Here is a 23,329-nt window from a genome sequence, read left to right on the forward strand (position 1 = left end):
ACCACGCCGGTCCCCGCGCGTGTCACTCGGCGGGACTCTCCGCAAACCGTCCCGGGCGGCGTCGGCGGACCGTTTGTGGAACGGCGTGAAGTTCCGGCCAATCGGATCCCGATGGGGTCGCCGCTCCAACCGGGCCCGGGTCCTGCAGCAATGCCCGCGATCGGCCAGCGGCCATGATGCCCGGCGCTCTCGCACTGGTCACCGCGGCGTTGCAGGCCGCGATGCCGTCCATGCCGATGCTGCAGCAGTTTGCCATGCCGGCAGATCCGCGCATCCAGACGCTGGTCTATGACAGCGGCCGTGTCTTCGATCTTCGGGTGGGTGGCGGGTACGCTGCGATCGTCGAACTTGCCGGCGATGAGCGGGTGGAGACGATCGTCGTCGGCAACGATGCTGGCTGGGAGGTGACGCCGAATCGCTCGGGCAACCGCGTGATCGTCAAGCCGCTCGCCTCCGCCACGGCGACCAACATGATGATCGTCACCGATCAGCGCCGCTATGTCTTCGTGATCGGCACCGACGGTGGGGGCGGGAGCGGCGCTTTCGTCATGCGCTTCTCCTATCCTGCCGGCCAGCCCGGTGGCCCGCAGCAGGTGCGCCGCGAATCCGACTACCGCCTGAAGGGGAACAGGACCCTGTATCCGATCGCGATGAGCGACGATGGCAAGCGAACCACCATCACCTGGGATCTGAAAGCCTCGCTGCCGGCGATCTTCGCGATCGACGACCGGGGTCGCGAGGCTCTCGTCAACGGCCGCATGGCCGATGGCGATTACATCATCGAGAGCATCGCCCGCCGCTACGTGTTCCGTCTCGGCAAGGTACGCGCCACCGCCACGCGTATGCTCCTGAAGACCCAGCCGTGAGCCGCGGTGAATCTACACCTCCGGTGCCGGTGCCGAGCAGCCATGATCCCCGCCCCGCAGTGCGTTTGCCGCGGCAGGGCATACCCGGAGCCGTCATCGCGCTGGGCGCTATCGCCCTCGCATTGGTCCTGTTCGTGATCCTTAACGGTCAGCGCCAGCGCCGGGTGTCCGCGTCTCGGCCGACCGCGCAAGCCGATGGCTTCACGCCCCCGCCGCCCTTGCAGGTCCCTGCCCTCCTTCCGCGTTCGGCACCGGCCGCCGTCATCGTGACATCGCCGGCTCCCGTCGTCCCGCTGGTACGCAACCTTCCGCCGCCCGTTTCCTACACGCCAGCGCCGGTCATTGTGCCGACGCCGCCCGTATCCTTCGTGCCAGCACCTCCGCCCGCTTCGACCGAGCCCGCGCAGGACAGGAAGCCTCGCAGCGCTGTGGTGTTCGATCTCGGAGCGGAGCCGACCGGCACTGGCGGGGGCAGGCAGCCGACGACGGCTGCCGGAGGCGATACCGGGCGTAACGCTCAGGGCGGCTTCGATGACGCGTCCGCCAAAGCCACCACCATGACCAGCCGCACGGACATTGTGCCGATCGGAACGCAGATCCCGATCGCACTGGAAACACCGATCGATACAGCCCGCCCCGGCCTGGTGCGGGCGATCGCGTCGCGCGATACGCTCGCCTTCGATGGACGCCGCATCCTGATCCCGCGGGGATCGCGCTTCGTCGGCGAGTACCAGTCGGAAGTCCGCTCCGGGCAGAACCGCGTGTTCGTCACCTGGACCAGGGTCATCCGCCCGGACGGCGTAACCATCCGGCTCGGCTCGCCCGCCGCAGACCAGCTCGGCGGCAGCGGCGTTCCCGGTCGGGTGAACAGCTTTTTCCTCGAGCGGTTCGCCGGCGCTGTTTTACAGTCTGCGTTGACGGTGGGCGTGAACCTCGCCGCGCGGCCGCGAGCGGGATCGGTGGTCGTCGGTATTCCGTCAGGACCAATCTCGACCATCGGCCAGGGTCTGATACCGAACGACTACCGGCCCAAGATCACCGTCAAGCAGGGCGCGGCGCTCAACGTGTTCGTCGCCCGGGATCTCGACTTCTCCGGCCTCACGGCCGGTCAATCGTCCGCGCCATGAGCGCGTCGGCCTATCTCGACGTCTATCTGGCTCCATTCCTCGAACAACTGGCCCGCCCGGATGTCACCGATCTCTACGTCAATCGCGCGGGCGAACTCTGGGTCGAGACGCTGCGTGGAAGGCTGGAACGACACGCGGCACCTGACATCACCGAAGCACAGCTCTGGCGGCTGGCGCGGCAGATCGCGAGCCTGACGCATCAGGGCATCAGTCGCGAGCACCCTCTCCTCGCCGCTCGTCTCCCCGATGGTGCCCGTGTCCAGATCGTTGCCCCTCCGGCAACACGCGAAGGCATGGCGATCGCCATTCGCAAGCATGTCTCATCCGACTTGTCGCTGGCCGACTATGCGCAGAGTGGAGCCTTTTCCCAGACCGCCGGAGCCGATGCCGCCAATCCAGCGGAGGAGGAACTCGCGCGGCTATACGAAGCGCGCGACTGGGGCGCTTTCCTCCAGGCTGCGGTTCGGGCACGCAAGACCATCATCGTCTCGGGCGGCACCTCGACCGGCAAGACCACGTTCCTGAACGCCCTGCTGCGAGAAATCGATGCCGCAGAGCGGCTCATTCTGATCGAGGATACGCCCGAACTCGTGCTGCGGCACGAGAATGCGATCGGGCTGGTCGCCGCGCGTGGCAGCCTCGGCGAGGCCAACGTGTCCATGGACGACCTTCTCATCGCGTCGCTACGACTACGGCCCGACCGGATCATCCTCGGCGAGCTGCGAGGTTCCGAAGCCTTCACCTTTCTGCGGGCGATCAACACAGGCCATCCGGGTTCACTGACGACCATTCACGCCGACACTCCAGAAGGTGCCATCGAGCAGATCGTGCTGCTCGTGCTGCAATCGGGCGCGCAGCTGCACCGAAGCGATTTGTTATCGTACATCGATCAGGTCGTGAATGTCGTCGTTCAGCTCGAACGGCGGCAGGGTGTCCGACGCGTAGCGCAGGTTGCCTGGCGTCGGAATTCTAGAGAGACATGATCGTCAGCTATTGGGCGAGAGCGGAATGGCCACTTCTGACATCAGCCGTCAGATAGCTGCCGTTTTCCGGCGAAGGTTCGTGCGTTCGACTATACGTCGACGCCGCAAGCACGCTGACCCACAAGCAGACACTCGCGGGCTCCTTGGGCCTTCCCAACTTCGGCCGTTTGTTCATGTAGGCATATCGTCGCGGACGGGGTCGCCCGGATAGAGAGGGTGCTGTCAGTCTTACGCGAACCGCTCTCCGCCAGAAGCATGTCGGGCTTTGAGGATGGCCGCTTATCCGCAGGGTCGGAACGCCATCTGATAGGGCGACGGAGCTGTCGAGCCGGCTGTGTTGCTCGTCGAAGGCAAAGCGATTGGCTGCGGGAAGCGCCCGAGCAACAGGCCGCTACTCTCCCGCACCGTCCACCCCCCGCCGCCGACATCCCGGCCGCAACGATGGTTTCGTGCTCGGCCATCATCAACGCTCACAGAAATCAGACAAATAGTCCTGCGGGCGAGCCTTATAGCTTCGCCTCCACCGCGTGCTGACCTGAACCTCGTCGAACAGATGTTTGCCGAGCATCGCCAGAGCGGTTCCTGCGCTGGCGGAAAAGAAACCCACTGTCGCCAGCGCGTAGGCAAGCGCTCCCGCCGTATGAGGCGCAACCTGCATCGCGATCAAACAGGTGAGCGCCAGATACGCCAAACCGCACAGGATCAGTCCAGAAATACGAAGGCCGATGTCAGCCTTCCACGATCGATGCCACAATGCCATGCCACAACTCTCAAGGTGGCCATCCAGCTATCGGTCCGGACGTAGCATTTCGAGATCGACTCCACGAAACTGCATAGCGCTGGCGTAGCGTTGCGCTTTTCGAACAACCGCAGCCGCTATTGATCGGCGCGCAATCGGTACCCAACACCAAGTTCGTTGGCAATGATGCTGCCGACCGCGCCCGGCGCTTCCAGCTTTTGCCGGAGATTGCGCACGACGATCCGCAGATACTCGACGCGGGGGTCCTCCCCTGCCCAGGCAACCGCAAGGATGCGGTCGTGCGTCACGACGCGGCCGGCATGACGCGCCAATACTGCGAGAACGTCGTGCTCCTTGCGGGTGAGGTGTAGTTCCACTGTTCCGCGGCAGACGAGGCGACGATCAAGATCGATCGTAACGTCACCTTTGCGAACGATCTTTGGCGCTGTCTCCGACACCCCGCGGTGGCGAAGGGCGACACGCAATCGAGCGAGCAACTCATCCGTATCGAAAGGCTTGGATACAAAATCGTGGGCGCCAAGATCAAGCGCGGCGACCTTCTCGTCGGTTGCGTCGCGAGCAGAGACGACAAGGATAATGGTGTCGCTGTTCTGCAGGAGGAGCGGGATAAGGCCCAGCCCGTCCCTATCCGGCAGGCCAAGATCGAGGAGGATCGCGCTGGGGTACTCAGCTCCGGCGCGAATAAGGGCATCGCGTCCGTCGGCAGCTTCCACAACAGCATAGCCGGCCCGCTCGAGCGTGTTGCGAAGCAAGCGGCGGATCGAGGCTTCGTCATCCACGACGAGGATCTTTGCAGGCATCAGATGTGGCTCTCGGAAGTGTTGCGGACGATCAGGTCTGCTGGAAATACGAGTGTGAAGGCGGCACCTTCTCCGTCGTCACGGTTGCCAGCTTCGACGCTCATCCCCATCGCCTCGGCAAACGCCTTGACGATCGCAAGGCCAAGGCCCGTGCCGCCAATCGCACGATCAGAGCCCTCGAGGCGGCGGAAGGTCTCGAACACCTCCGCCTCTCGCCCGGGGGGTAAACCTGGTCCATGATCGAGGATGGTCAGCCGTATCTGGCCGTATCGGTGGACGCCCTCGACGATGATGTCGGTTCCAGGATCGCCGTAGCGCCCGGCATTGTCGAGGAGGTTAAGCAGGCAATGGTGCAGGAGTTGCGCGTCTACGCGGACGAGCGGCAGCGACGGCGATACCTGGAGGCGTACATCATGGCCTTGCAGCGCCCGCCGGGTATCGTGCGCGGCGCCGGCGACGGCATCGCTGAGATCGGTGGCCTCGACGTTGAGCTTCAACGCTCCCGCCTCCACCCTCGCCATGTCGAGCAGATTGGCGACGAAGCGATTAAGCCGCGCGGACTCGCTCTTGATGGTGCCGATGAGCTCCGGCGTCGCTCCGTGATCGAGTTGATCCGCCGCGGCAATCACCGCGGTTAGCGGGGTGCGCAGATCATGGCTGACCGACGATAGCAGGGCAGCGCGCAGGCGATCACGGGTCCGTACGGCATCGACGTCGCGCATCTCTGTCTCGAGCCGGAGGCGTTCGAGTACCAGCGCTGCCTGATCGATCAAGCTGGTCAGCAGCGGCAACTGATCGGCACGGATCGGATCGCCGCTATTCTCCTTCGCCACCCCGATCACCGCCAGCGCCTTGCCCCCTGCCTTGAGAGGCTGGAACAGCCACTCCGAGGCAGCAAGCGTGCCCGATCCCTTGCCTGCCGACGTGCCGTTGTCGAAAGCCCAGTTGGCCGCTGCCATGTCCATCGTGTCGAGCCGGTAACCAGAAGCGCTGGCGGCCTGGACGGTGAGACTGGTGCCTCCCGAGGAGGTGAGCAGAACCGTCTGGACGTCGAACAGACGCGCCAGGTCTTCGCAGATCATGCGGGCCGCGACCGATGCGTCGTTGATCGCGCTCAGCTGCCGCAAGAAGCCAGCCAATGTGGCGTTCGTCCGCGCGCTGGCGGCAGCCATATCGGCCTGAGCACGAACGCGCGAGGTCAGCTGGCTGGTGGCGATCGCCACGCCGAGCAGCACAAAAATTGAAACGACATTCTCAGGGTTGCTGACGCTCAGCGTCCCGACCGGCGGCAGGAAGAAGAAGTTATAGGCCAGGCTGGATGCAATGCCTGCGAACAGTCCGGTGCGAAGGCCGAACAGACTTGCGGCAGCCATGACGGGCAACAGGTAGAGCAGGGCGACGTTACCCAGGTCGAGGATATGGAACAGCGCACTGGCAAGTGCGGTAACGATTCCGACGAGCAGCAGCGTGACGAGATAACCGGCAGGCTGGCCCCAGTTGCCTCGCTGACGCCGTACTGGTGATGAACCCGGTCCCTCCTCCATCGGCAGGACGTGCACGGTGACGCCCGGCGTCTCGCGGATCAGGCGATCGACAACCGAGTCGTGCAGGAACTCGAACCAGCGCGACCGACGGGACTTGCCTACCACGAGCTGCGTAGCGCGGGCATCAGTCAGAAAACCGCGAATGCCGTCCACTACGGAGGTCGCAGGTACGGTCGCAACCGCAGCACCGAGCTGCGTCGCCAAGGTCATCACCGCGGCAACCCGCTGGTGCTGCGCGTCGCTGAAATGAGCGGTCCGCGGCGTCTCGATGAAGAGCGCTGTCCAAGGTCCCCGCAGGCCATCCGCTACCCGCTTGGCCGCGCGCACCAGGCCGTCGGCGCCAGGCAGTTCGTTGATCGCGACGACGATGCGGTCCGAACCCGCCCAGGTGCCACCGACGCCGAGCGCCCGGACATGCTCCAGCATCTGGGCATCGACCGCCTGCGCGGCTCGCCGCAGCGCCAGCTCGCGCAATGCCGACAGATTGGATTTCGAGAAGAAGTGGCTGAGCGCGCGCGTCGCCTCATGCGGCAGGTAGACCTTGCCGGCCTTCAATCGCTCGATGAGCTCGTCGGGCGGGATGTCGACGACCTCGATCTCCGCCATTTCGAGGATGCTGTCCGGCACCGTCTCACGTACCCGGACGCGGGTGAAACTCGCGACGATGTCGTTGAGGCTTTCGACGTGCTGGATGTTGAGCGTCGAATAGACGTCGATCCCTGCCGCCAGCAGTTCCTCGACATCCTGGTAGCGTTTGGGATGACGGCTGCCGGGCGCATTGGTGTGCGCCAGCTCGTCGACCAGTACGAGACGTGGACCGCGCGCCAGGACGGCGTCGAGGTCCATCTCCCCCAGCGTGCGGCCCTCATAGGCGACGTTGAGCCTCGGGATGATCTCGTGGCCGCGGGTCAGCGCTTCGGTTTCGGCCCGGCCATGCGTTTCGACCACGCCGACGACGACATCGGTTCCATCACGGCGTCGTCCAGCGCCTTCCGACAGCATTTCGAAGGTTTTACCAACGCCGGGCGCTGCTCCGAGGAATATCTTCAGCCGTCCCCTCCCCTCCTGCGCGGCTGCACGCAGGAGGGCGTCGGGATCCGGTCTGCCGTCGCCACTGACCGGCATCAGCGCGCGGCGGCGTCCAAAGCGCGGTTCAGGCCAAGCACGTTCACGTGCGGCTCTCCGAGGATGGAGTTTTCGGTCGATCGGGCGACGATCCCACGCACCGCATCCACCGGCATCGCTCTGACATGCGCGATGCGGGGTGCCTGAGCCAAGGCGGCGGCTGGCGAAAGATCAGGGTCGAGACCCGAGCCGCTGGCGGTGACGAGGTCGGCCGGAAGCGCGCCCGTGACGCCTTCCGCCCGCCGCCTGGCGATGTCGGGCTTGATCCGATCGACCAGCGTCTGGGACGCCGGGCCGAGGTTCGATCCCGACGAGGCGAGGCCGTCATAGCCCTTGCCGGCAGCCGACGGCCGGGTCTGGAAGTAGCTGTCCGAGGTGAAGGCCTGGCCGACCACGGTCGAGCCGATCACCTTGCCGTTTGCGCTCACGAGGCTGCCGTTCGCCTGCGAGGGGAATAACATCTGCCCGATGCCGGTCATTGCCAGGGGATACAGGATCCCAAGAAGGGCTGCGAAGAGGATCGTCATGACGATCGCGGGCCGCAGGGCGGAAGTGAAGTCTTTGCCCATGATGGTTGTCCTTATGCGAGGCCGAAGCCACCGACGACAAGGTCGATGAGCTTGATGCCGATGAAGGGCGCAACGAGGCCTCCGAGGCCGTAGATGGCGAGGTTGCGCGCCAGCAGCGGCCCCGCCCCCATCGGCTTGTAGGTCACGCCCTTGAGCGCCAGCGGCACCAGCATTGGGATGATGATCGCGTTGAAGATGATCGCCGACAGGATCGCGCTCTGCGGACTGCCGAGCGCCATGACGTTGAGCACGCCGAGCCCGGGATAGAGTGCGACGAACATCGCCGGGATGATCGCGAAATACTTCGCTACGTCGTTGGCGACCGAGAAGGTGGTGAGCGCACCGCGGGTCATCAGAAGCTGCTTGCCGAGGCCAACGACCTCGATCAGCTTGGTAGGGTCGCTGTCGAGGTCAACCATGTTGCCCGCTTCGCGCGCTGCCTGGGTGCCGGTGTTCATCGCCACGCCGACGTCCGCCTGCGCCAACGCAGGTGCGTCGTTGGTGCCGTCGCCGCACATCGCGACCAGCTTACCGCCCTGCTGCTCCTTGCGGATCAGCGCGAGTTTGTCCTCGGGGCTGGCCTGCGCGAGGAAATCGTCGACCCCTGCCTCTGCCGCGATCGCGGCTGCGGTCAGCGGGTTGTCGCCGGTGATCATCACCGTGCGAATGCCCATCTGCCGCAGTTCGCCGAAGCGTTCGCGAATGCCGGCCTTCACCACGTCCTTGAGGAAGATCGCCCCCAACACGCGACCGTTCTTGGCAACCGCCAGCGGGGTGCCACCAGCACGCGAAATCTCGTCGGTGATGCGGCGAAGCTCGGTCGCGGCAGCAGTTTCCTCAACGCCGGGATTGGCCTTGAGAATCGAGTCCACCGCGCCCTTCTGCACCAGCATGTCGGGCGTCTGCACACCGGAGATACGGGTCTGCGCGGTGAACGGGATGACCTCGGCACCCGCCGGCAGCTCGCTCGTGTGAACGCCGAACTTGTCGCGGGCGAGAACGACGATCGAGCGGCCTTCGGGCGTCTCGTCAGCGAGGCTGGCGATTAGCGCCGCCTCCGCCATCTCGGCATCGGTCGCGCCACCAACGCTGCGGAACTCACTGGCCTGCCGGTCACCGATCGTGATCGTGCCGGTCTTGTCGAGCAACAGGACGTCAATGTCGCCCGCCGCCTCGACCGCGCGACCGGACTTGGCGAGGACGTTGAAGCGCACCAGCCGGTCCATGCCCGCGATGCCGATCGCCGACAGCAGCGCCGCGATCGTCGTCGGGATCAGCGTGATGAGCAGCGCCGCGAGGATGGCGACTGGGATCGAGCCGCCGGCATAAGCGGTGAAACCCGGAATGGTCGCGACCGCGATCAGGAAGATGATCGTCAGCCCGACGAGCAGCAGCGTCAGCGCGATCTCGTTCGGTGTCTTCTGCCGCTCCGCGCCTTCCACGAGGGCGATCATGCGGTCGAGGAAACCCTGACCGGGCATCACCGTCACCTTGACACGAATTTCGTCCGAGATGACCCGCGTGCCGGCGGTCACCGCCGACCGATCGCCGCCCGCTTCGCGGATCACCGGTGCGCTTTCGCCGGTGATCGCCGCCTCGTTGACCGAGGCGACGCCGGATACGACTTCGCCGTCCGACGGGATCAGATCGTTGGTTTCGACCAGCACGATGTCGCCAACCTTCAACGCGCTGGCGGGTACATTCTCATGCGCGCGGCCGTCGCCCTTCAGGCGCTTGGCGGTCAGCTCCGCCTTGGTGGCGCGCAGCGATGCCGCCTGCGCCTTGCCGCGCCCCTCGGCCAACGCTTCGGCAAACGTGCCAAAGAGGACGGTCAGCCACAGCCAGACGACGAGTTGCAGCTTGAAGCCGGTGGTGAGGTCGTCATGGCCGATGACGAGCAGCACGGTCATCAGCGCGGCGACGACCGCGGTGACGAACATCACCGGGTTGCGGATCAGCTCCGCCGGGTTGAGCTTGGCGAACGACGCCTTGATCGCCGGCACGACGAGGTCGGCGGTGAACAGGCTTTTCGATTGGGTTGTTGCCATGTCAGGCGCCCCTTCAGGACAGTTTGCCGCTGATCATCGCGAGATGATCGGCGATAGGACCAAGCGCGAGGCTCGGCAGGAAGGTGAGACCACCCAGGATCAGCACGATGCCGACCAGCAGCCCGACCCACAGCCCGCCGGTGGTCGGGAACGACCCGGCGCTTTCCGGCGTGTACCTCTTGGCGGCAAGGCTGCCCGCGATCGCCAGCATCGGCACGATAATGAAGAACCGCCCGACCCACATCGCCAGCCCGAGCAGCCCGTTGTAATAGGGCGTGTTCGCGGTCAGCCCGGCAAAGGCGGAGCCGTTGTTCCCTACCGCGCTGGTGAAGGCGTACAGGATCTCGCTGAACCCGTGCGGCCCCTTGTTGAGCGGCCCTGCCAGTCCCTGTTGCAGCACCGACGACAGCGCCGTCAGTCCCAGGATCATCAGCGGCAGCACGGCGATGGCGAGCACCGCAAGCTTCACCTCGCGTGCCTCGATTTTCTTGCCGACATATTCAGGCGTGCGGCCGACCATCAGCCCGGCGACGAACACCGCGAGGATGGCGAACAGCAGGAAGCCGTAGATGCCCGCGCCGACGCCGCCGATCACGACCTCGCCCAACTGGATGTTGAACAGCGGGATCATGCCACCAAGTGCGGTGAAGCTGTCGTGCATGCTGTTAACGGCACCGCACGACGCAGCGGTAGTGACGACCGAGAACAATGCGGATGCAGCGATCCCCAAGCGGACCTCCTTGCCCTCCATGTTACCGCCTGCGACGCCCAGATTGTGCAGTACGGGGTTGCCTGCGGCCTCCTGCCAGTACGTCACGGTGACGCCGGCGAGGAACAGGATCACCATCGCCGACAGGATCGCCCAACCCTGCCGCGTGTTGCCGACCGCCTTGCCGAACGTCCACGTCAGGCCGAAACCGATCAGGAAGATCGACAGCATCTGCACCAGATTGGTCAGTGCGGTCGGGTTCTCGAACGGGTGCGCGCTGTTGGCGTTGAAGAAGCCGCCACCATTGGTGCCGAGCATCTTGATCGCTTCCTGGCTGGCGACGGGGCCGAGCAGCAGCGACTGTCTCGCACCTTCCAGCGTCTGCACATCCACCACGCCGGACAGCGTCTGCGGCACGCCGCTCGCGATCAGGAACGTCGCATAGACGATGCTAATCGGCAGCAGCAGGTACAGCGTGACGCGCGTCGCATCCGCCCAGAAATTACCGATCGCCTTCGCCTCGCGCCGCGCAAAGCCGCGGAACAGCGCGAACGCCAGTGCGATGCCGGTCGCCGCCGACAAGAAGTTGTGGATCGTCAGGCCCAGCATCTGGGACAGGTTCGACATCGTCGACTCCCCGCCGTAGCTCTGCCAGTTGGTGTTGGTGGTGAAGCTGATCGCGGTATTGAACGCGAGGTGCGGCGACAGCCCCGCCAGCCCTTGCGGATTACCCGGCAGCACGCCCTGCAACCGCAGCACCGCATAGGTAAACGCCATCAGCGTGGCGTTGAACAGGAGCATGTGAACGGCGTAGCGCCGCCAGCCATATTGCTGATTGGGGTCGATGCCGGCCAGCTTATAAAAGCCCGTCTCGACCGGGCCGAGGACGGTGTGCAGCGGCGTGCGGCGACCTTCGTACAGCGCGAAGAGCCACGTGCCGATCGGTTTGGTCAGCGCGAGCAGGATGGCGACGAAGCCAAGGATCAGGATCCAGCCCTGGAATGTCATGATGTCCGCTCCCTTCAGAAGCGTTCGGGGCGGATCAGCACCGCCACGAGGTAGATGAGAAGGCCAAGCGCGGTCAGCGCCGCTAGCCACAGGTCGAGGGTCATCGCATCACCTCAGGCGTTGTCGCACAGGCGTGCATAGGCAAGCGTTGCTGCCACCAGCCCGAGCATGACGAGGATCCAAAGCAGGTCGTCCATCAGCTGTTCCTCTTCAGAAAGCGGCGGTCAGCGACACGACGAACGTGCTGCCGGCGATATTGCCGGTGCCGTCCTGCCCCTTGCTGAAGCTCGGGCGCAGGTAAGTCGCCTCTCGGGCGGAGATGTCGGTGTCGATGTACGAGACGTTGAACGTCAGGTTCTTCCACGTCGCATCCGCACCCAGCGACCAGTCCCAATACTCGCCTGTCGGTGCGACTGCGGTGGCATTGGGACCCAACCCGTCCTGGCCCCAGCTGTGACCGACGTGTGCCTTGGCGGTGAACGGCGTACCGGTGACGGCGAACGCCCCGTCACCCCACAGGTAAAGGTTGTCGTCCTTGTCGCCTGGATCGTTATAGACGCCCGCGGCTGCATCGGCGCCGGTGTTGTACCATTTACCGATCGCCTGCTGCTTGGGCGCGTAGGCCACGCCCGCTGTGAGGGTCGCGCGGCCAGCCGTGCCAGTGAGTTTGATGTATGGCTCGCCGAAATCGGTCATATCCGAGCCGCCTGGATACATGTACCAGGTCAGGCCAACGTCCAGCGTCGCGTTCTCGGCAAGCTTTGCCTTGTAGCCGCCGATCAGGTCGAGCTCCATGTTGGCGCCACCGAAGGTACCCCAACCGGCAAGGTTGGATGCCCATGTGCCGATGTAGAAACCGCTGTTGTGCGCGATGGTGATGCCACCCTGCACTGCGATTTCGCGATCAGACTGCGAGACACCGCGGAAGCGATAATCCGAAGCGATTGACGCCGATCCGCTGACGGTGATCGCAGGTGGTGGTGCCGTGTCACCCGCCACCTTGTCCTCAGGCGTCGATTGCGCCTGTGCGACAGCAGGAACCCCAATTAGCACAATGGCGATGAGCGGTAGTGTAAGCTTCATTCTTGCCCCCAGCGGAACCGGCTGCCGCTGAGTGAGCGCGGAGCCTTAGGGGCATGCGATTAGGCCTATGCGGCGTAGCAATTCGAGATCGATTCCGGGAAAACGCATATAGCTGGCATATAGCTGACGTTTTTACCTCTATCGGTGCCTTCAGTTTAGTTCGTTTAGAGTATCAGGTCTTTTATGACCGCCTTGCTGTATATCACCTGCGTTGACCTTACGTGAAGCGAAAGACGCAACGTTCCCTTCGAACCGGTCCTCCATACTTGTACAATCAGGATGCCGAACGGCACATGTTCGGCCGTTTAATAGGGTCAATGAAAAGGTCGAACTAAGAGCGTTGTTTAGGGGATACCTCCAACGTCAACGTAGTCACAGTGCAAAAGGTGACCCAAGAACGCGACATTCAGCGCGCGGTGGCCTCTACCTGAAAGTGGCCGCTCGTTCATCTGGTTACAGGTGGCCGTATTTTCTTGTTCAGATCGGCAGGATCTACCCGGCAATGATGTCAGCCATGGTCATCGAGTATCTCTCGTCGAACGATGAGCACCACGGACGACGTGATTATGCGTGCAGGCAGGCGGACCCTGGAGCGGCGAGCGCCCTTCCACAAGGCAAAGAATAGCATGGGCGACGCGCTCCTGATTGAGCAATATGCCGAGATTGTGAAATCGTGCGCGGGGCGAGGTCAACTCGCGTTCGTGACCCACAACAAGCACGACTTCTCGAGCATGGGCGTCAATGAACGGCAGCCGCACCCTGACTTTGCCGACCTCTTCGGCGACCCTCAGTCGACCTACTCGCCGGCCCTGGGCGAGGTTTTGAACGAGATCGCCCCGGAGTGGCTGGAGGAAGCTCAATGGCAGTTCGAATGCCAGAAGGAGCCACGACGCCTGCGGGAGATCATCGAGGTCGAACACCTCCTCTTCCGGCAAGTTTGGTCCAACCGCCATCGGTACCTCCGCCACCAGATCGAGACCGGCGAGGTGAAACTGGTCACGAAGGATCAACTATCCACCGCTCCCTATCGGCAGGACGAGCGCCTCGACACCGTGTGGGCAATGGCGCTTGCCGCCGCCGAGCGAACGGAAAACAAGGTCGGCCTTGAGAATTTGGGACCATGGGACGATTTTGAATGGGGCAAGCTGAGTGCGCTGCGCTGGGTCTCAGGTTCGGAGTGGGATTTTCTCGACACCTGAAGATAACCCCGGAGAAAACTGGGGTACCTGTTTGGGGTACATCAGGCGCTGAACGCACCGGCTAAGTACCTTGAGTTGCTTGCATTTTCCAGAGGTGCCCAGCCCTGGCGGAGACGGAGGGATTCGAACCCTCGGTACGGTTTCCCGTACGACGCTTTAGCAAAGCGTTGGTTTCAGCCACTCACCCACGTCTCCGGATGCGGCAGTGGGGCGGCTATAGCCAGCGTCGCGGCGGCGATCAACCGTTTGACGCATCGGTTCGGCGACTCGTTCATTGCGTGGCAAGCCGCGGGTTGGTTAACGTGCTGCGATCAAGACAGGGGTTCGGGTTATGCGGGGCGGTTGGATCATCATGGCGGCGGCGGCGAGCCTGTCGCTGGCGGCATCGCCCGTCGCGGCGCAGGTGCGCACGATCGACCCGAACAGCGCGATCGACAGCGATCTTGCGCCGGGCGCGCCCGCGGCGTCGCCGTCCGTACCAGTCCGACCGGCCCAGCCGGCGCCTCCGCCGGTGCGGACCGCGCCGCAATCCACCGCCCCGGCCGAGGCTCCCATCACCGCTTCCGAGGCCCGCAAGGAGGCGACGACGCGCGCCGCCGACACGTACGAGCGCGATGACCTGCTCGCCGCCGGGGAGGGTGTGTTCGGCAAGGGCGCGGAGGGTCTCGCCGGCATCCTCGAAAAGGTGCTGAAGGAGCAGGGTCGCCCCAACGCCTATATCGCCGGGCGGGAAGCCTCGGGCGCGTTCGTCGTCGGCGTGCGCTACGGATCGGGCGTCATGACGCACAAGGTGGAGGGGCAGCAACCGGTCTACTGGACCGGCCCCTCGGTCGGCTTCGACGTCGGCGGCGATGCCAACAAGGTGTTCGTGCTTGTCTACAATCTGTACGACACGGAAGAGCTGTTCCACCGCTTCCCGGGCGCGGAGGGACGTTTGTACCTCGTCGGCGGCTTCGCGGCGACGTATCTGCGGCGTGGCAACGTGGTGCTGATCCCGATCCGGCTGGGCGTCGGCTGGCGCGCGGGCGTCAACGTCGGGTATATGAACTTCACGCACAAGAGCCGCTGGCTGCCGTTCTGATCCCGTCCGGGTGCTGGTCAGTCCGACCGCTGCGAGCGCTGGCGGAGACACCGGCGCGCGGCTAGGCTGCCGCCATGCAGGCGATCGCGGTCTACAGTCCCAAGGGCGGCGTCGGAAAGACGACGCTGTCGGTGAATCTGGCGTGGTGCGCGGCGACGCTGTCGGCGCGGCGCACCCTGTTGTGGGATCTCGATCCCCAGGGTGCCTCGACCTTCCTGCTGGGTCATGACCGCGCGCTGGAGGGGCAGGCGCGGGCGGTGTTCGCGCGGGACGTGTCGGCGGACGCGCTGATCGTCGGCACCTCCGTCGATCGGCTCGACCTGCTGCCCGCGGATACGTCATTACGTGGACTCGATCTGCTGCTGCACGGGCTGGGCAAGCGCAAGCGCTTGAACCGGTTGCTCGAAACGCTCGCGGGTCGGTACGATCGCGTCATCCTCGATTGCCCGCCGGGGCTGACGGAAACGGCAGAGCAGGTCGTTCGCGCCGCCGCGCTCATCATCGCGCCGGTCATCCCCTCCCCCCTTTCGCGCCGCGCGTTCGACGAGATGGTGCTCCACCTCGATCGCGGCGGCGGCCGACGGCCCGCGATGCTGCCGGTGTTCGGCATGGCCGACCGCCGCCGCAGCGTCCACAACGCCGCACTCGCCGCCGATCCCGACTGGCCGGTGATCCCAATGGCAAGCGTGGTGGAGGCGATGGCCACGCGCCGCCAGCCGCTCGGCGCGTTCGCTCCGTCCAGCCCACCCGCACGCGCGGTGGCGGAACTATGGACCGCGATCGAGCGACGGCTGGCCGGCTGAGCGGCCGAGGTCAACGTTCAGGTCCGGCGTGGGTCTTGCCGCCCTCCCCGTCGCTCCAGGACTGAGCAACCCCGGCTTGATCGGGAGTCCAGCGTCCAGCGGCGCTGTCCACTGAAAACGGGGCGGCCTGCCCAGCATCCCCCGTGCTCCCGCGAAAGCAGGAGCCCAGAGGAGGCCGAGAATCGAGGCGCCGCCTACGCGGGCGCACCCGACCAGTACAGGTCTGGAAAAAAAATTACCGAACACGTGAGAGTTACGCCGCGACTACGCCGATCATCCCACGCCAGCCGAGAAAACGATCCGGCCTGACCGCCGCGCCGACACCACCGAGGCGTCCCACGTCGCTGGCAACGGACAGCGATCGGCAAACAGAACCTCCGCTCGACCGGAGCGATCTCGCAACGCCGCAGGGATCGCCGGGCCGCCATGCCTCGCAAGGCGGTGCGGTCCATGCCTTACCCCAACCCGTTCAATGTAAACGCCAACCCGGTTTGCCTTACGCGGTAGCGGTACTGAGAGCGCAACCTCCAAACGGTATCGGGGCTGACCGCAGCCACGCTGCTTCCCACCTCGCTTGTCGGCGAACCCGCACACCGATCTCGGGCACAGGATGGAAGCCGCCGCTGACCACGCGCGTCGTCCCACCGATCGCGAAACCCACGCACCAGCCACGTCCAACAAACTGCCCCGCGCCCTGTCCTACAGATGAGATCGAGCGTAGGCGTCAGAGCTTGTCAGGCGGTCGCCCGCCCGGCCGCTCTTTCAACTGTCCGACACCACTTCCTCGACGAGCCGAGGCGACCGCGGACATGCGTCGTTGGACTAACCTTAGCCTAACCTTCCAAAAGCCCGGCCTGAAAACATTAGGCTTTTCCCGCGACGGCACTCGGGCCGGCGCGCATCCCATCGATCATCGGCCGACGCGGCTCACACCCCCTATCGCGCGGCACTGCGAGCCGGTTCAGCCGAATTCGACCGCGTCGAACCGGATCGGCTTGCCGGCGGGGGCCGCGCCCAGCTCGTCCTCCCACATCACCGTCTCGCCGCGGACGATCGTGCCGACTGGCTTCCCCGTCAGCGTCATGCCCGTGAACGGCGACCAGCCCGCCTTCGACGCCAGCCAAGGCTGCTCCACCGTCCACTGCTTCTTTAAGTCGACGACGGTGAAGTCGGCGTCGTATCCGACCACGATGCGGCCCTTGCCGGTGATGCCGAACACCCGCTGCGCACCCGCACTGGTCAGCTCGATCAGCCGTTGCAGCGTCATCCGCCCCGCCGCGACATGATCCAGCAGCAGCGGCAGCAGCGTCTGTACGCCCGGCATGCCGCTCGGCGAATTGGGATATGCGTTCGCCTTCTCCTCCAGCGTGTGCGGCGCGTGATCGGACCCGATCACATCGGGCACGCCCTGGTTCAGCCAGCTCCATAGCCCGTCGCGGTGGGCGCCCGACCGGATCGGCGGGTTCATCTGCGCCAGCGTGCCGAGCCGCGGATACGCCTCTTCCCCCGCCAGCGTCAGGTGCTGCGGCGTCACCTCGCACGTGGCGATGTCCTTGTTCTGGCCGAGCAATTCCAGCTCGGCGGGCGTCGTCACGTGCAGCACGTGGATGCGCCGCCGCGCCGCCCGCGCCAATGCCAGGATGCGCCGCGTCGCCAGCAGCGCGCTCTCGTCGTCGCGCCAGACCGGGTGCGACGACGCATCGCCCGCGACCCGCTGTTCCAGGCGCGCCTGCATCCGCGCCTCGTCCTCGGCATGGATCGCGACGCGGCGGTGGCCGGATGCCAGCACATCGGCCAGCGACGAATCCTCGGACACCAGCAGATCGCCGGTCGATGCGCCCATGAAGATCTTGACGCCCGCCGTACCCGGCAGCCGCTCCAGCTCCGCGAGTTCGGCCGCATTGGCGTTGGTCGCGCCGACGTAAAAGGCATGATCGCACCACATCGCGCCGCCGGTCGAACCCGATCCGGGCGCTCCCGCCGCCCGCGCCAGCTTGTCGGCGATCGCCGCCGCGCTGTCGGTATTGGGTTTCGTATTGGGCATCTCGAACACCGCCGTGACGCCGCCCAGCACCGCGGCGCGGCTGCCGCTCGCCAGGTCTTCCTTGTGCGTCAGGCCGGGCTCGCGAAAATGCACCTGCGTGTCGATGACGCCCGGCAGCACGTCCAGCCCGGTGCAGTCGATCGTGCGCCCCGCATCGCCGATGCTGCCGATCGCCACGATGCGGCCGTTCGTCACGCCGACATCCACCCTGGCGGGGCCACCGGGCAGATGGACGGTGCCACCGGACAGCTTCAGGTCGATCGTCGCCATCGCGCGGGGCTCCTTCGGGTGTTTCGCTTGCGGTTGCGGCTCCCTACCTTGGCGCCATGACAGACACCACCCCGGGGATGCTGGAGGATCGCGCCGTGCTGCGCATCGCCGGCGACGACGTACGCGGTTTCCTGCAGGGACTCGTCACCAACGATGTCGCCGCGCTGGCGCCCGACCGACCGATCTGGGCGGGGCTGCTGACCCCGCAGGGCAAGGCGCTGTTCGACTTCATCCTATGGGACGGCGGCGAGGATACGGTCCTGATCGATTGCGAAGCGGCGCAAGCCGATGCTCTGTCGAAGCGCCTGACGATGTACCGCCTCCGCCGCGCGATCACGATCGAACGCTCCCCGCTGGCGGTGCACTGGTCCCCGGACGGCAGCCTCGGCGTCCCCGACCCCCGAGTGGCCGCGCTGGGCGGCCGCTGGCTCGGCGAGCCGGGCGAGCCGGCGCAGGGATGGTTGGCCCACCGCCTGTCGCTCGGCGTGACCGAAGGCGTCGCCGAACTCGGCAATGGCGATACGCTATGGTTGGAATGCAACGCCCGCGAGTGCAACGGCGTCAGCTTCACGAAGGGCTGCTACGTCGGCCAGGAAAACACGGCCCGCATGCACCACCGCGGCAAGGTCAACCGGCATCTGGTCGTGGTGCCCCTCGGCGAGGCCGGCGACCGGACGCGGATAGCGTATCCGGCGACGGGGGTGATGGTGGAGCATCGGCGGGTGGACGCTGTTGCGTCCCGGATCAGCCCCGGCGACGATGCTTAACTCGGCAAAAAAAGGGGCCGGCAAGCCGACCCCTTGTAAACGACTGAAGCTAGTTTTTAGAAGTTCACACCGAACTGCACGCGAACCGATCGCGGTGCCTGATAGCCGGTGATCGCGCGGTAATCGGCGCGCGGCGCACCGCCACCTGTTGTCCCGATTTCCTGATAGTCGAGTGCCTGCGACATGTTGAAGACGTTCAGCACCGATACTCGCAGGAAGCCATCGAACAAATCGGAAGGCACCTTCAAGGTAGCATCAAGGTTCAAATTATACAGCCACTCCGAATTGAACGCCGTGCCGCGGCGCACGATCTGACGCGGAGGCAGTACTTCACCTGGCGTCGCCGGATTGGTTCGAACCGAGCCATCGGAGTTCAGATTACAATAAGTCCCGTTCGCTCCATAGAAGAGCGACGCGTCCCGATCCCGGGAAGCCGGAACCGTTCCCAAACAGCCGAACTTACGAGGTGATACAATCTGGGCGTTTAGGCCAAGCGTAAGCCACTCGGTAGGAGCGTAGGACCCGAACAACTTGAAATTGTGAGCACGGTGATTCGGCGAGTAGCCGTACGTGCCGTCCGCCAGACCAGGAAGGTCGAAGTCGACGGTCGCACCGGTATCATCCTGACCGTTATCCGAACGAACGCCACCCTCGGTGTTTCCGACGTTAGAAGAGTAGGTGTACGAGAATTCGCCGCCCCACTTTCCGTCGAAGTCACGCTGAACCTGGAACGTCATTGCCCGGTAACGGCGCTGGGCCCGCGGATAACCCAAGGCCGCAGCCGACAACTCGACGGTGCGTAGGCTCGTCTCCCCGTTAACCGGATCGCTGAGAGTGACGACCGCGTTGTTACCGGGATTGATCAGAACGTACTGGTGAGTGCCGCTAAAGATGGACTGGCACGTACTGCCATCGGCATTCGCTCCGTTGAGGTTGTTGGCCGTGCAATAGGCCCGAACCGCCGGATCAACTGCTGAGTCTTCCAAGCTCGCATTGAGATCGCGCCATGTCCCGAAAACATTGAAACGGAACTTTCCGACCCGCCGCTCAAAGCCGATGATGTATTCGTCGACAGATTGCGACTCCAGGTTACCCGCAATGAGCGAGGTCGGGTCGCCCGGCTGCCCATCATTGCGGATCACACAGGACCCGGCCAATCCTTCCAGGCACGGCCGGCTGCCATCCGGGGTTAGCTGCGCGCCCAAGATCGGCTGATTGGCGGCAGTCAGCCCGCTGAAGCGGAACACCCGCTCTTGATCCAGTTCGGCGCCGCCCAACCGGTTGTTAGTGCTTGCTGCGATCGGAAGGAAGTAACGTCCGAACGAACCATAAACTTTCGTCGACCCGTCGCCGAGCGGATCGCCGCTCAGTCCCAGCCGTGGACCCCATTGATTGCCGGACCGATAATATGGCGTTCCATCGATCGTGCGATTGGTAAAACGATCATTACGCAAACCAGCTTGGACGTTAAGGCGGCTGTTGAACATCGACCACTCGTCCTGGATGTAAAACGCTTCGTTCGCGGAACGGAACGTTCCGCCGTTCCGGAAGAAGCGCACGACCGCATACTGCCCCGTCGTGATGCCATATTGATCGTCGGACGATCCATCGGCGAGAGTAACCTGTCCGATGCCATTGGCCTGGGTGACGATGTCCGACCGGAGGTTCTCCCGGTCATAGCCACCACGGACGTGATGCGACCCAAAGAGATTGAAGAACAGGTCCACGTCACCGCGATAGAATTCGCGCCTGTCGTAGTTGGTCTCCGAGTTTGCGATTGGGCTACCGATAGAGTTGTTCAGGCCTCCACGGGTATCGACCACACTTGACAAACTCGAGTCACTTGGCTCGGTCGTGTCCCGATCCTTGTTCTGGCCATATGCACCAGAAACTGTGATCCACGGGGCGAACGTTCCTGTGTATCGACCGACGTAGTTGATACCACCGGTGCGGAACACTGTCGTCGAGTCGTACGCGCCTGGGTCGTTCGTCGTAGGATTGTAACGGCGACCGCTTGCCGGGGTGCCAAATACATCGCGCGTAACCAAATTACGCGTGTCGAAGAACGTGCCTTCTAGGCGATGGCCGTCGGTAATGATGGCATCAACCTTAAACGCATAATACGGGCTGGACTGCTTCTCGCGAAAATACTGGCTGCCCACGATGGTCGGGTTCTGGAGCGTACCGCCACCCAAGGCCGTCACGGCCGTGGATGACGTCACGTTGCGGGCATTGTACAAACCGTAGAAGAACAGCCGGTCCTTGATGATCGGACCGGAGAGCTGAACTATTGTATCCTTCCGGTCGAACTCCCGCGCATCATTGTCGCGTACCAAAGTATTTGGAGAATTGCTGAGAAGATCATTCACCTCCCAGTTGAACGTGATCCCACCGTGGAACTCGTTCGATCCCGATTTTGATACGGCATTGATGATGCCACCGGTCGCGCGGCCAAACTCAGCCTGGAAGCCGCCGTTCTTGATTTCGACCGACTGGTAGAAATCGAAAGGAATCGTGACGGCACCCAAGCCGGTCCGAAAGTTCGTGACGTTGAGGCCGTTCACAAAGAACGCGTTCTCGGCCACGGAAGAACCCGATACGTTCGGCAGATTGCCGAATGCCGTATCGCCGGCCGTCGTTCCGGGCGATAGCTGAACGATGGAACTGATATCGCGGGCAACGGGCACCCGGGTTGCCAGTTCGCCCACGTTGATGACAGTACCCACCGTGTTGCGGCTAAAATCGGCGACCTGAACGCGGCCGGCCGTCACGATGATATCGCCGCCCGCCTCGGCACCTTCCGGCTGCAGCGTGAACTGGTTAGCGGCGCGCTGCAAGGTCAACTGAATGCCGGCTTCCGTATAGGACTGGAAGCCAGGGGCTGTGACTGTGAAGGTGTAGCTGCCTTGAGGCAGCTGCGCGACCCGGAAAGATCCGGAGGCGTCGGTTACGACGCTTCGCGTGAAACCCTGATCATCCGACCTGACCTCGATAGTCGCCCCGCCAATACCTTGGCCGCTTGTTCCCTGAACGCGGCCAGACGCTGTGACGTTCGTGTAATCTTGCGCCGCCGCCGGAGCAACCATGCCCACCGCGCCGACACCGGCGCCGAGCAGCGCCAGCGCGTGTAGCGCGGTACCGCCGCGCAGCATCTTGCGTGCGAAATCGAAATTGTTGGTCACGTGAAGCCATCCCCTTTGCTGCGACGGCAACGGCTGCTTTGCAGTCCGCGCCATGCCTGAGCGCTCCTCCCCGAACGCCTGTCGGCGCTGCGAATTGGAACATGAAGGGAAGATGACGGGACAAGTTGCCTTGTGTAAAGGCGGGCATTCACAATGGGTTCAAGTTTGAACGGTGGGTGTAACGTGAAAGCCACATCCACCTGCTACAGAGCCGGGTTTGCTGCCCATGCGGCGATCACGCCTGAAGAACCTGCCCGTTCAACGAGCAACGGGTGGCGGTGAGCCGGCGATCAGCAGCGGGTCGAGCTTGGCGCCCTGCCATTGCAGGCTCCAGTGAAGGTGCGGGCCGGTTGCACGGCCGGTAGCTCCCGACAGGCCGATCGGCTGACCCTGCCGCACGCGTTGTCCCACCGCGACATCAATCCGGGATAGATGCAGCAGCGCGCTGTTCAGGCCGGCACCGTGATCAAGCATCAGCAGATGCCCTTCCAGCGTGAAGGGTCGTGCCGCCGCCAAAATCACGACGCCGTCCGCCGGAGCGGTCACGACGGTGCCGGTGGGAACGGCGACATCCGCCCCGCCATGATAGCTGCCGGGCTTGCCCTGATACACGCGTTGGGCGCCGAACCGGCCCGACAGTCGCCCCGCCGCGGGCCAATGCAGATCCTGGCGCCAGCCTTTGGCGTCGGTGACCATCGCCCGCGCGGCGACGATCTGGGCGAGTTCGCCGGGTCGGAGTGCCGCGAACTCGGCGTCCGTCTTGCCGGCACGGTAAGGAGCGTCCACCCGTTCGATCGGCCAGTCGCGCGGTGCAACCGAGATGGGGCGCTCCATCCGGGTACCGTCCGGCGAAGTCAGCAGCAGCAGCGCCGCCGGTCCGGCATCGCGGTCGAACGCGATCAGGAACGCGCCGTCCGCGGCGACCGCCACCGGCCGACCGTCCAGCGTCAGTATACCGCCCAATGCGGTGCCACGCAGGATGCCGCCTTGCATGGCCTGTCCGCCGACCGTCAGGCGCGGCGCCGGCACCGGGGCTTGGGCGGACGGTGGCGTCGCGGGAGCGGGGTCTGGCTCGACGACGACCGGCGCGCCCACACACCCGGTCGATACGCCGACCAACATCGCGATACACCAAGTCCGCATCATTGCGGCGCAAGCGCCTCGCCGGCGATCGCCGCGGAGGCATAGGCAGCCTGCTCGCCCACGCTCCAATAGCGCAGGTCCTCCAACCGGATGCGAGCACCGGTCACCGCGCAGACGACGTGATCGCCCGGCGACAACACGCGGAAACCGTTCGCCATATAGTGGAGGCGCGCAGGCCGGTCGGTGTTGGACATCAGCATCTCAGGAGACTTTCCGGA

The 23,329-nt window shown here is 64.6% G+C and carries 19 protein-coding genes and 1 tRNA gene; 7 read left to right on the plus strand and 13 right to left on the minus strand.

All coding sequences use genetic code 11. From position 1 onward, the window contains the following. The first annotated feature begins 173 nt into the window (after positions 1-173). From AC0CH8_RS12080 to virB11, 3 genes are all read left to right on the plus strand, one after another. Positions 174-866: a TrbG/VirB9 family P-type conjugative transfer protein gene (locus AC0CH8_RS12080; RefSeq protein ID WP_465240102.1), complete on the plus strand. Its 693-nt coding sequence runs from the start codon at positions 174-176 to the stop codon at positions 864-866. Between the two features lie 122 nt (positions 867-988). Then, the gene (locus tag AC0CH8_RS12085; RefSeq protein ID WP_465240103.1) at positions 989-1,993 is read left to right on the plus strand and encodes a TrbI/VirB10 family protein; all 1,005 of its coding nucleotides are present in this window, start codon (positions 989-991) and stop codon (positions 1,991-1,993) included. Continuing rightward, positions 1,990-2,976, plus strand: a complete 987-nt coding sequence (gene virB11, locus AC0CH8_RS12090; RefSeq protein ID WP_465240104.1) for a P-type DNA transfer ATPase VirB11 — start codon at positions 1,990-1,992, stop codon at positions 2,974-2,976. The genes AC0CH8_RS12085 and virB11 overlap by 4 nt, the downstream gene beginning before the upstream one ends. Before the next feature lie 463 nt (positions 2,977-3,439). Here the strand turns inward: virB11 and AC0CH8_RS12095 are convergent, their stop codons facing one another. From AC0CH8_RS12095 to AC0CH8_RS12130, 8 genes are all read right to left on the minus strand, one after another. Then, entirely contained in the window at positions 3,440-3,736 is a 297-nt protein-coding gene (locus AC0CH8_RS12095; RefSeq protein ID WP_465240105.1) for a hypothetical protein, read from the minus strand. 116 nt (positions 3,737-3,852) lie between these two features. Further along, complete coding sequence (locus AC0CH8_RS12100; protein ID WP_465240106.1) at positions 3,853-4,536, minus strand: response regulator transcription factor; 684 nt, start codon at positions 4,534-4,536, stop codon at positions 3,853-3,855. After that, the gene (locus tag AC0CH8_RS12105) at positions 4,536-7,205 is read right to left on the minus strand and encodes a DUF4118 domain-containing protein (protein ID WP_465240107.1); all 2,670 of its coding nucleotides are present in this window, start codon (positions 7,203-7,205) and stop codon (positions 4,536-4,538) included. Before AC0CH8_RS12105 ends, AC0CH8_RS12100 begins: the two co-directional genes overlap by 1 nt. Continuing rightward, positions 7,205-7,774 (minus strand): potassium-transporting ATPase subunit KdpC, encoded by a 570-nt coding sequence (kdpC, locus tag AC0CH8_RS12110; protein ID WP_465240108.1) that lies wholly within the window; start codon positions 7,772-7,774, stop codon positions 7,205-7,207. Before kdpC ends, AC0CH8_RS12105 begins: the two co-directional genes overlap by 1 nt. Positions 7,775-7,785: 11 nt before the next feature. Continuing rightward, positions 7,786-9,822, minus strand: a complete 2,037-nt coding sequence (gene kdpB, locus AC0CH8_RS12115; protein ID WP_465240109.1) for a potassium-transporting ATPase subunit KdpB — start codon at positions 9,820-9,822, stop codon at positions 7,786-7,788. A gap of 13 nt (positions 9,823-9,835) precedes the next feature. Next, a complete protein-coding gene (kdpA, locus tag AC0CH8_RS12120) occupies positions 9,836-11,539 on the minus strand; it encodes a potassium-transporting ATPase subunit KdpA (RefSeq protein ID WP_465240110.1) in 1,704 nt (567 codons plus the stop codon). A gap of 14 nt (positions 11,540-11,553) precedes the next feature. Beyond that, the gene (gene kdpF, locus AC0CH8_RS12125) at positions 11,554-11,643 is read right to left on the minus strand and encodes a K(+)-transporting ATPase subunit F (RefSeq protein ID WP_022685962.1); all 90 of its coding nucleotides are present in this window, start codon (positions 11,641-11,643) and stop codon (positions 11,554-11,556) included. Positions 11,644-11,749: 106 nt separating this feature from the next. Further along, the gene (locus AC0CH8_RS12130) at positions 11,750-12,622 is read right to left on the minus strand and encodes a TorF family putative porin (protein ID WP_465240111.1); all 873 of its coding nucleotides are present in this window, start codon (positions 12,620-12,622) and stop codon (positions 11,750-11,752) included. Positions 12,623-13,164: 542 nt separating this feature from the next. Between AC0CH8_RS12130 and AC0CH8_RS12135 the strand changes: the two genes are divergently transcribed. Then, positions 13,165-13,821, plus strand: coding sequence for a PIN domain-containing protein (locus tag AC0CH8_RS12135; RefSeq protein ID WP_465240112.1), 657 nt, complete (start codon positions 13,165-13,167; stop codon positions 13,819-13,821). Between the two features lie 105 nt (positions 13,822-13,926). Here the strand turns inward: AC0CH8_RS12135 and AC0CH8_RS12140 are convergent. Then, positions 13,927-14,016, minus strand: a tRNA-Ser gene (locus AC0CH8_RS12140). Positions 14,017-14,152: 136 nt separating this feature from the next. Here AC0CH8_RS12140 and AC0CH8_RS12145 point away from each other — a divergent pair. Together AC0CH8_RS12145 and AC0CH8_RS12150 are read left to right on the plus strand one after the other, a co-directional pair. Continuing rightward, entirely contained in the window at positions 14,153-14,902 is a 750-nt protein-coding gene (locus AC0CH8_RS12145; protein WP_465240113.1) for a DUF1134 domain-containing protein, read from the plus strand. Between the two features lie 74 nt (positions 14,903-14,976). Beyond that, positions 14,977-15,705, plus strand: a complete 729-nt coding sequence (locus AC0CH8_RS12150; RefSeq protein ID WP_465240114.1) for a ParA family protein — start codon at positions 14,977-14,979, stop codon at positions 15,703-15,705. A gap of 961 nt (positions 15,706-16,666) precedes the next feature. Here AC0CH8_RS12150 and AC0CH8_RS12155 read toward each other — a convergent pair. Further along, a complete protein-coding gene (locus AC0CH8_RS12155; protein ID WP_465240115.1) occupies positions 16,667-18,019 on the minus strand; it encodes a dihydroorotase in 1,353 nt (450 codons plus the stop codon). 56 nt (positions 18,020-18,075) lie between these two features. On the opposite strand from AC0CH8_RS12155, the gene ygfZ reads away from it, so the two are divergent. Continuing rightward, complete coding sequence (gene ygfZ, locus AC0CH8_RS12160) at positions 18,076-18,786, plus strand: CAF17-like 4Fe-4S cluster assembly/insertion protein YgfZ (RefSeq protein ID WP_465240116.1); 711 nt, start codon at positions 18,076-18,078, stop codon at positions 18,784-18,786. A 56-nt stretch (positions 18,787-18,842) separates the two neighbouring features. Here the strand turns inward: ygfZ and AC0CH8_RS12165 are convergent, their stop codons facing one another. The 3 genes from AC0CH8_RS12165 to AC0CH8_RS12175 all read right to left on the minus strand — a co-directional run bounded on the left by AC0CH8_RS12165 (position 18,843) and on the right by AC0CH8_RS12175 (position 23,311). Continuing rightward, complete coding sequence (locus AC0CH8_RS12165) at positions 18,843-22,022, minus strand: TonB-dependent receptor (protein ID WP_465240117.1); 3,180 nt, start codon at positions 22,020-22,022, stop codon at positions 18,843-18,845. Between the two features lie 204 nt (positions 22,023-22,226). Continuing rightward, on the minus strand, positions 22,227-23,111 hold the full coding sequence (locus AC0CH8_RS12170) for a M23 family metallopeptidase (RefSeq protein WP_239474952.1): 885 nt from the start codon (positions 23,109-23,111) through the stop codon (positions 22,227-22,229). After that, positions 23,111-23,311, minus strand: a complete 201-nt coding sequence (locus AC0CH8_RS12175) for a DUF2093 domain-containing protein (protein WP_465240118.1) — start codon at positions 23,309-23,311, stop codon at positions 23,111-23,113. The genes AC0CH8_RS12170 and AC0CH8_RS12175 overlap by 1 nt, the downstream gene beginning before the upstream one ends. Between the last annotated feature and the right edge of the window lie 18 nt (positions 23,312-23,329).

It is taken from the genome of Sphingomonas sp. AC435 (assembly GCF_979253005.1).

Coding starts and splice junctions, on each gene's coding strand:
- AC0CH8_RS12080 (WP_465240102.1), top strand. CDS start 174: ATGATGCCCGGCGCTCTCGCACTGGTCACCGCGGCGTTGCAGGCCGCG.
- virB11 (WP_465240104.1), top strand. CDS start 1,990: ATGAGCGCGTCGGCCTATCTCGACGTCTATCTGGCTCCATTCCTCGAA.
- AC0CH8_RS12095 (WP_465240105.1), bottom strand. CDS start 3,736: ATGGCATTGTGGCATCGATCGTGGAAGGCTGACATCGGCCTTCGTATT.
- AC0CH8_RS12100 (WP_465240106.1), bottom strand. CDS start 4,536: ATGCCTGCAAAGATCCTCGTCGTGGATGACGAAGCCTCGATCCGCCGC.
- AC0CH8_RS12105 (WP_465240107.1), bottom strand. CDS start 7,205: ATGCCGGTCAGTGGCGACGGCAGACCGGATCCCGACGCCCTCCTGCGT.
- kdpC (WP_465240108.1), bottom strand. CDS start 7,774: ATGGGCAAAGACTTCACTTCCGCCCTGCGGCCCGCGATCGTCATGACG.
- kdpB (WP_465240109.1), bottom strand. CDS start 9,822: ATGGCAACAACCCAATCGAAAAGCCTGTTCACCGCCGACCTCGTCGTG.
- kdpA (WP_465240110.1), bottom strand. CDS start 11,539: ATGACATTCCAGGGCTGGATCCTGATCCTTGGCTTCGTCGCCATCCTG.
- kdpF (WP_022685962.1), bottom strand. CDS start 11,643: ATGACCCTCGACCTGTGGCTAGCGGCGCTGACCGCGCTTGGCCTTCTC.
- AC0CH8_RS12130 (WP_465240111.1), bottom strand. CDS start 12,622: ATGAAGCTTACACTACCGCTCATCGCCATTGTGCTAATTGGGGTTCCT.
- AC0CH8_RS12135 (WP_465240112.1), top strand. CDS start 13,165: ATGAGCACCACGGACGACGTGATTATGCGTGCAGGCAGGCGGACCCTG.
- AC0CH8_RS12145 (WP_465240113.1), top strand. CDS start 14,153: ATGCGGGGCGGTTGGATCATCATGGCGGCGGCGGCGAGCCTGTCGCTG.
- AC0CH8_RS12150 (WP_465240114.1), top strand. CDS start 14,977: ATGCAGGCGATCGCGGTCTACAGTCCCAAGGGCGGCGTCGGAAAGACG.
- AC0CH8_RS12155 (WP_465240115.1), bottom strand. CDS start 18,019: ATGGCGACGATCGACCTGAAGCTGTCCGGTGGCACCGTCCATCTGCCC.
- ygfZ (WP_465240116.1), top strand. CDS start 18,076: ATGACAGACACCACCCCGGGGATGCTGGAGGATCGCGCCGTGCTGCGC.
- AC0CH8_RS12165 (WP_465240117.1), bottom strand. CDS start 22,022: ATGGCGCGGACTGCAAAGCAGCCGTTGCCGTCGCAGCAAAGGGGATGG.
- AC0CH8_RS12170 (WP_239474952.1), bottom strand. CDS start 23,111: ATGCGGACTTGGTGTATCGCGATGTTGGTCGGCGTATCGACCGGGTGT.
- AC0CH8_RS12175 (WP_465240118.1), bottom strand. CDS start 23,311: ATGCTGATGTCCAACACCGACCGGCCTGCGCGCCTCCACTATATGGCG.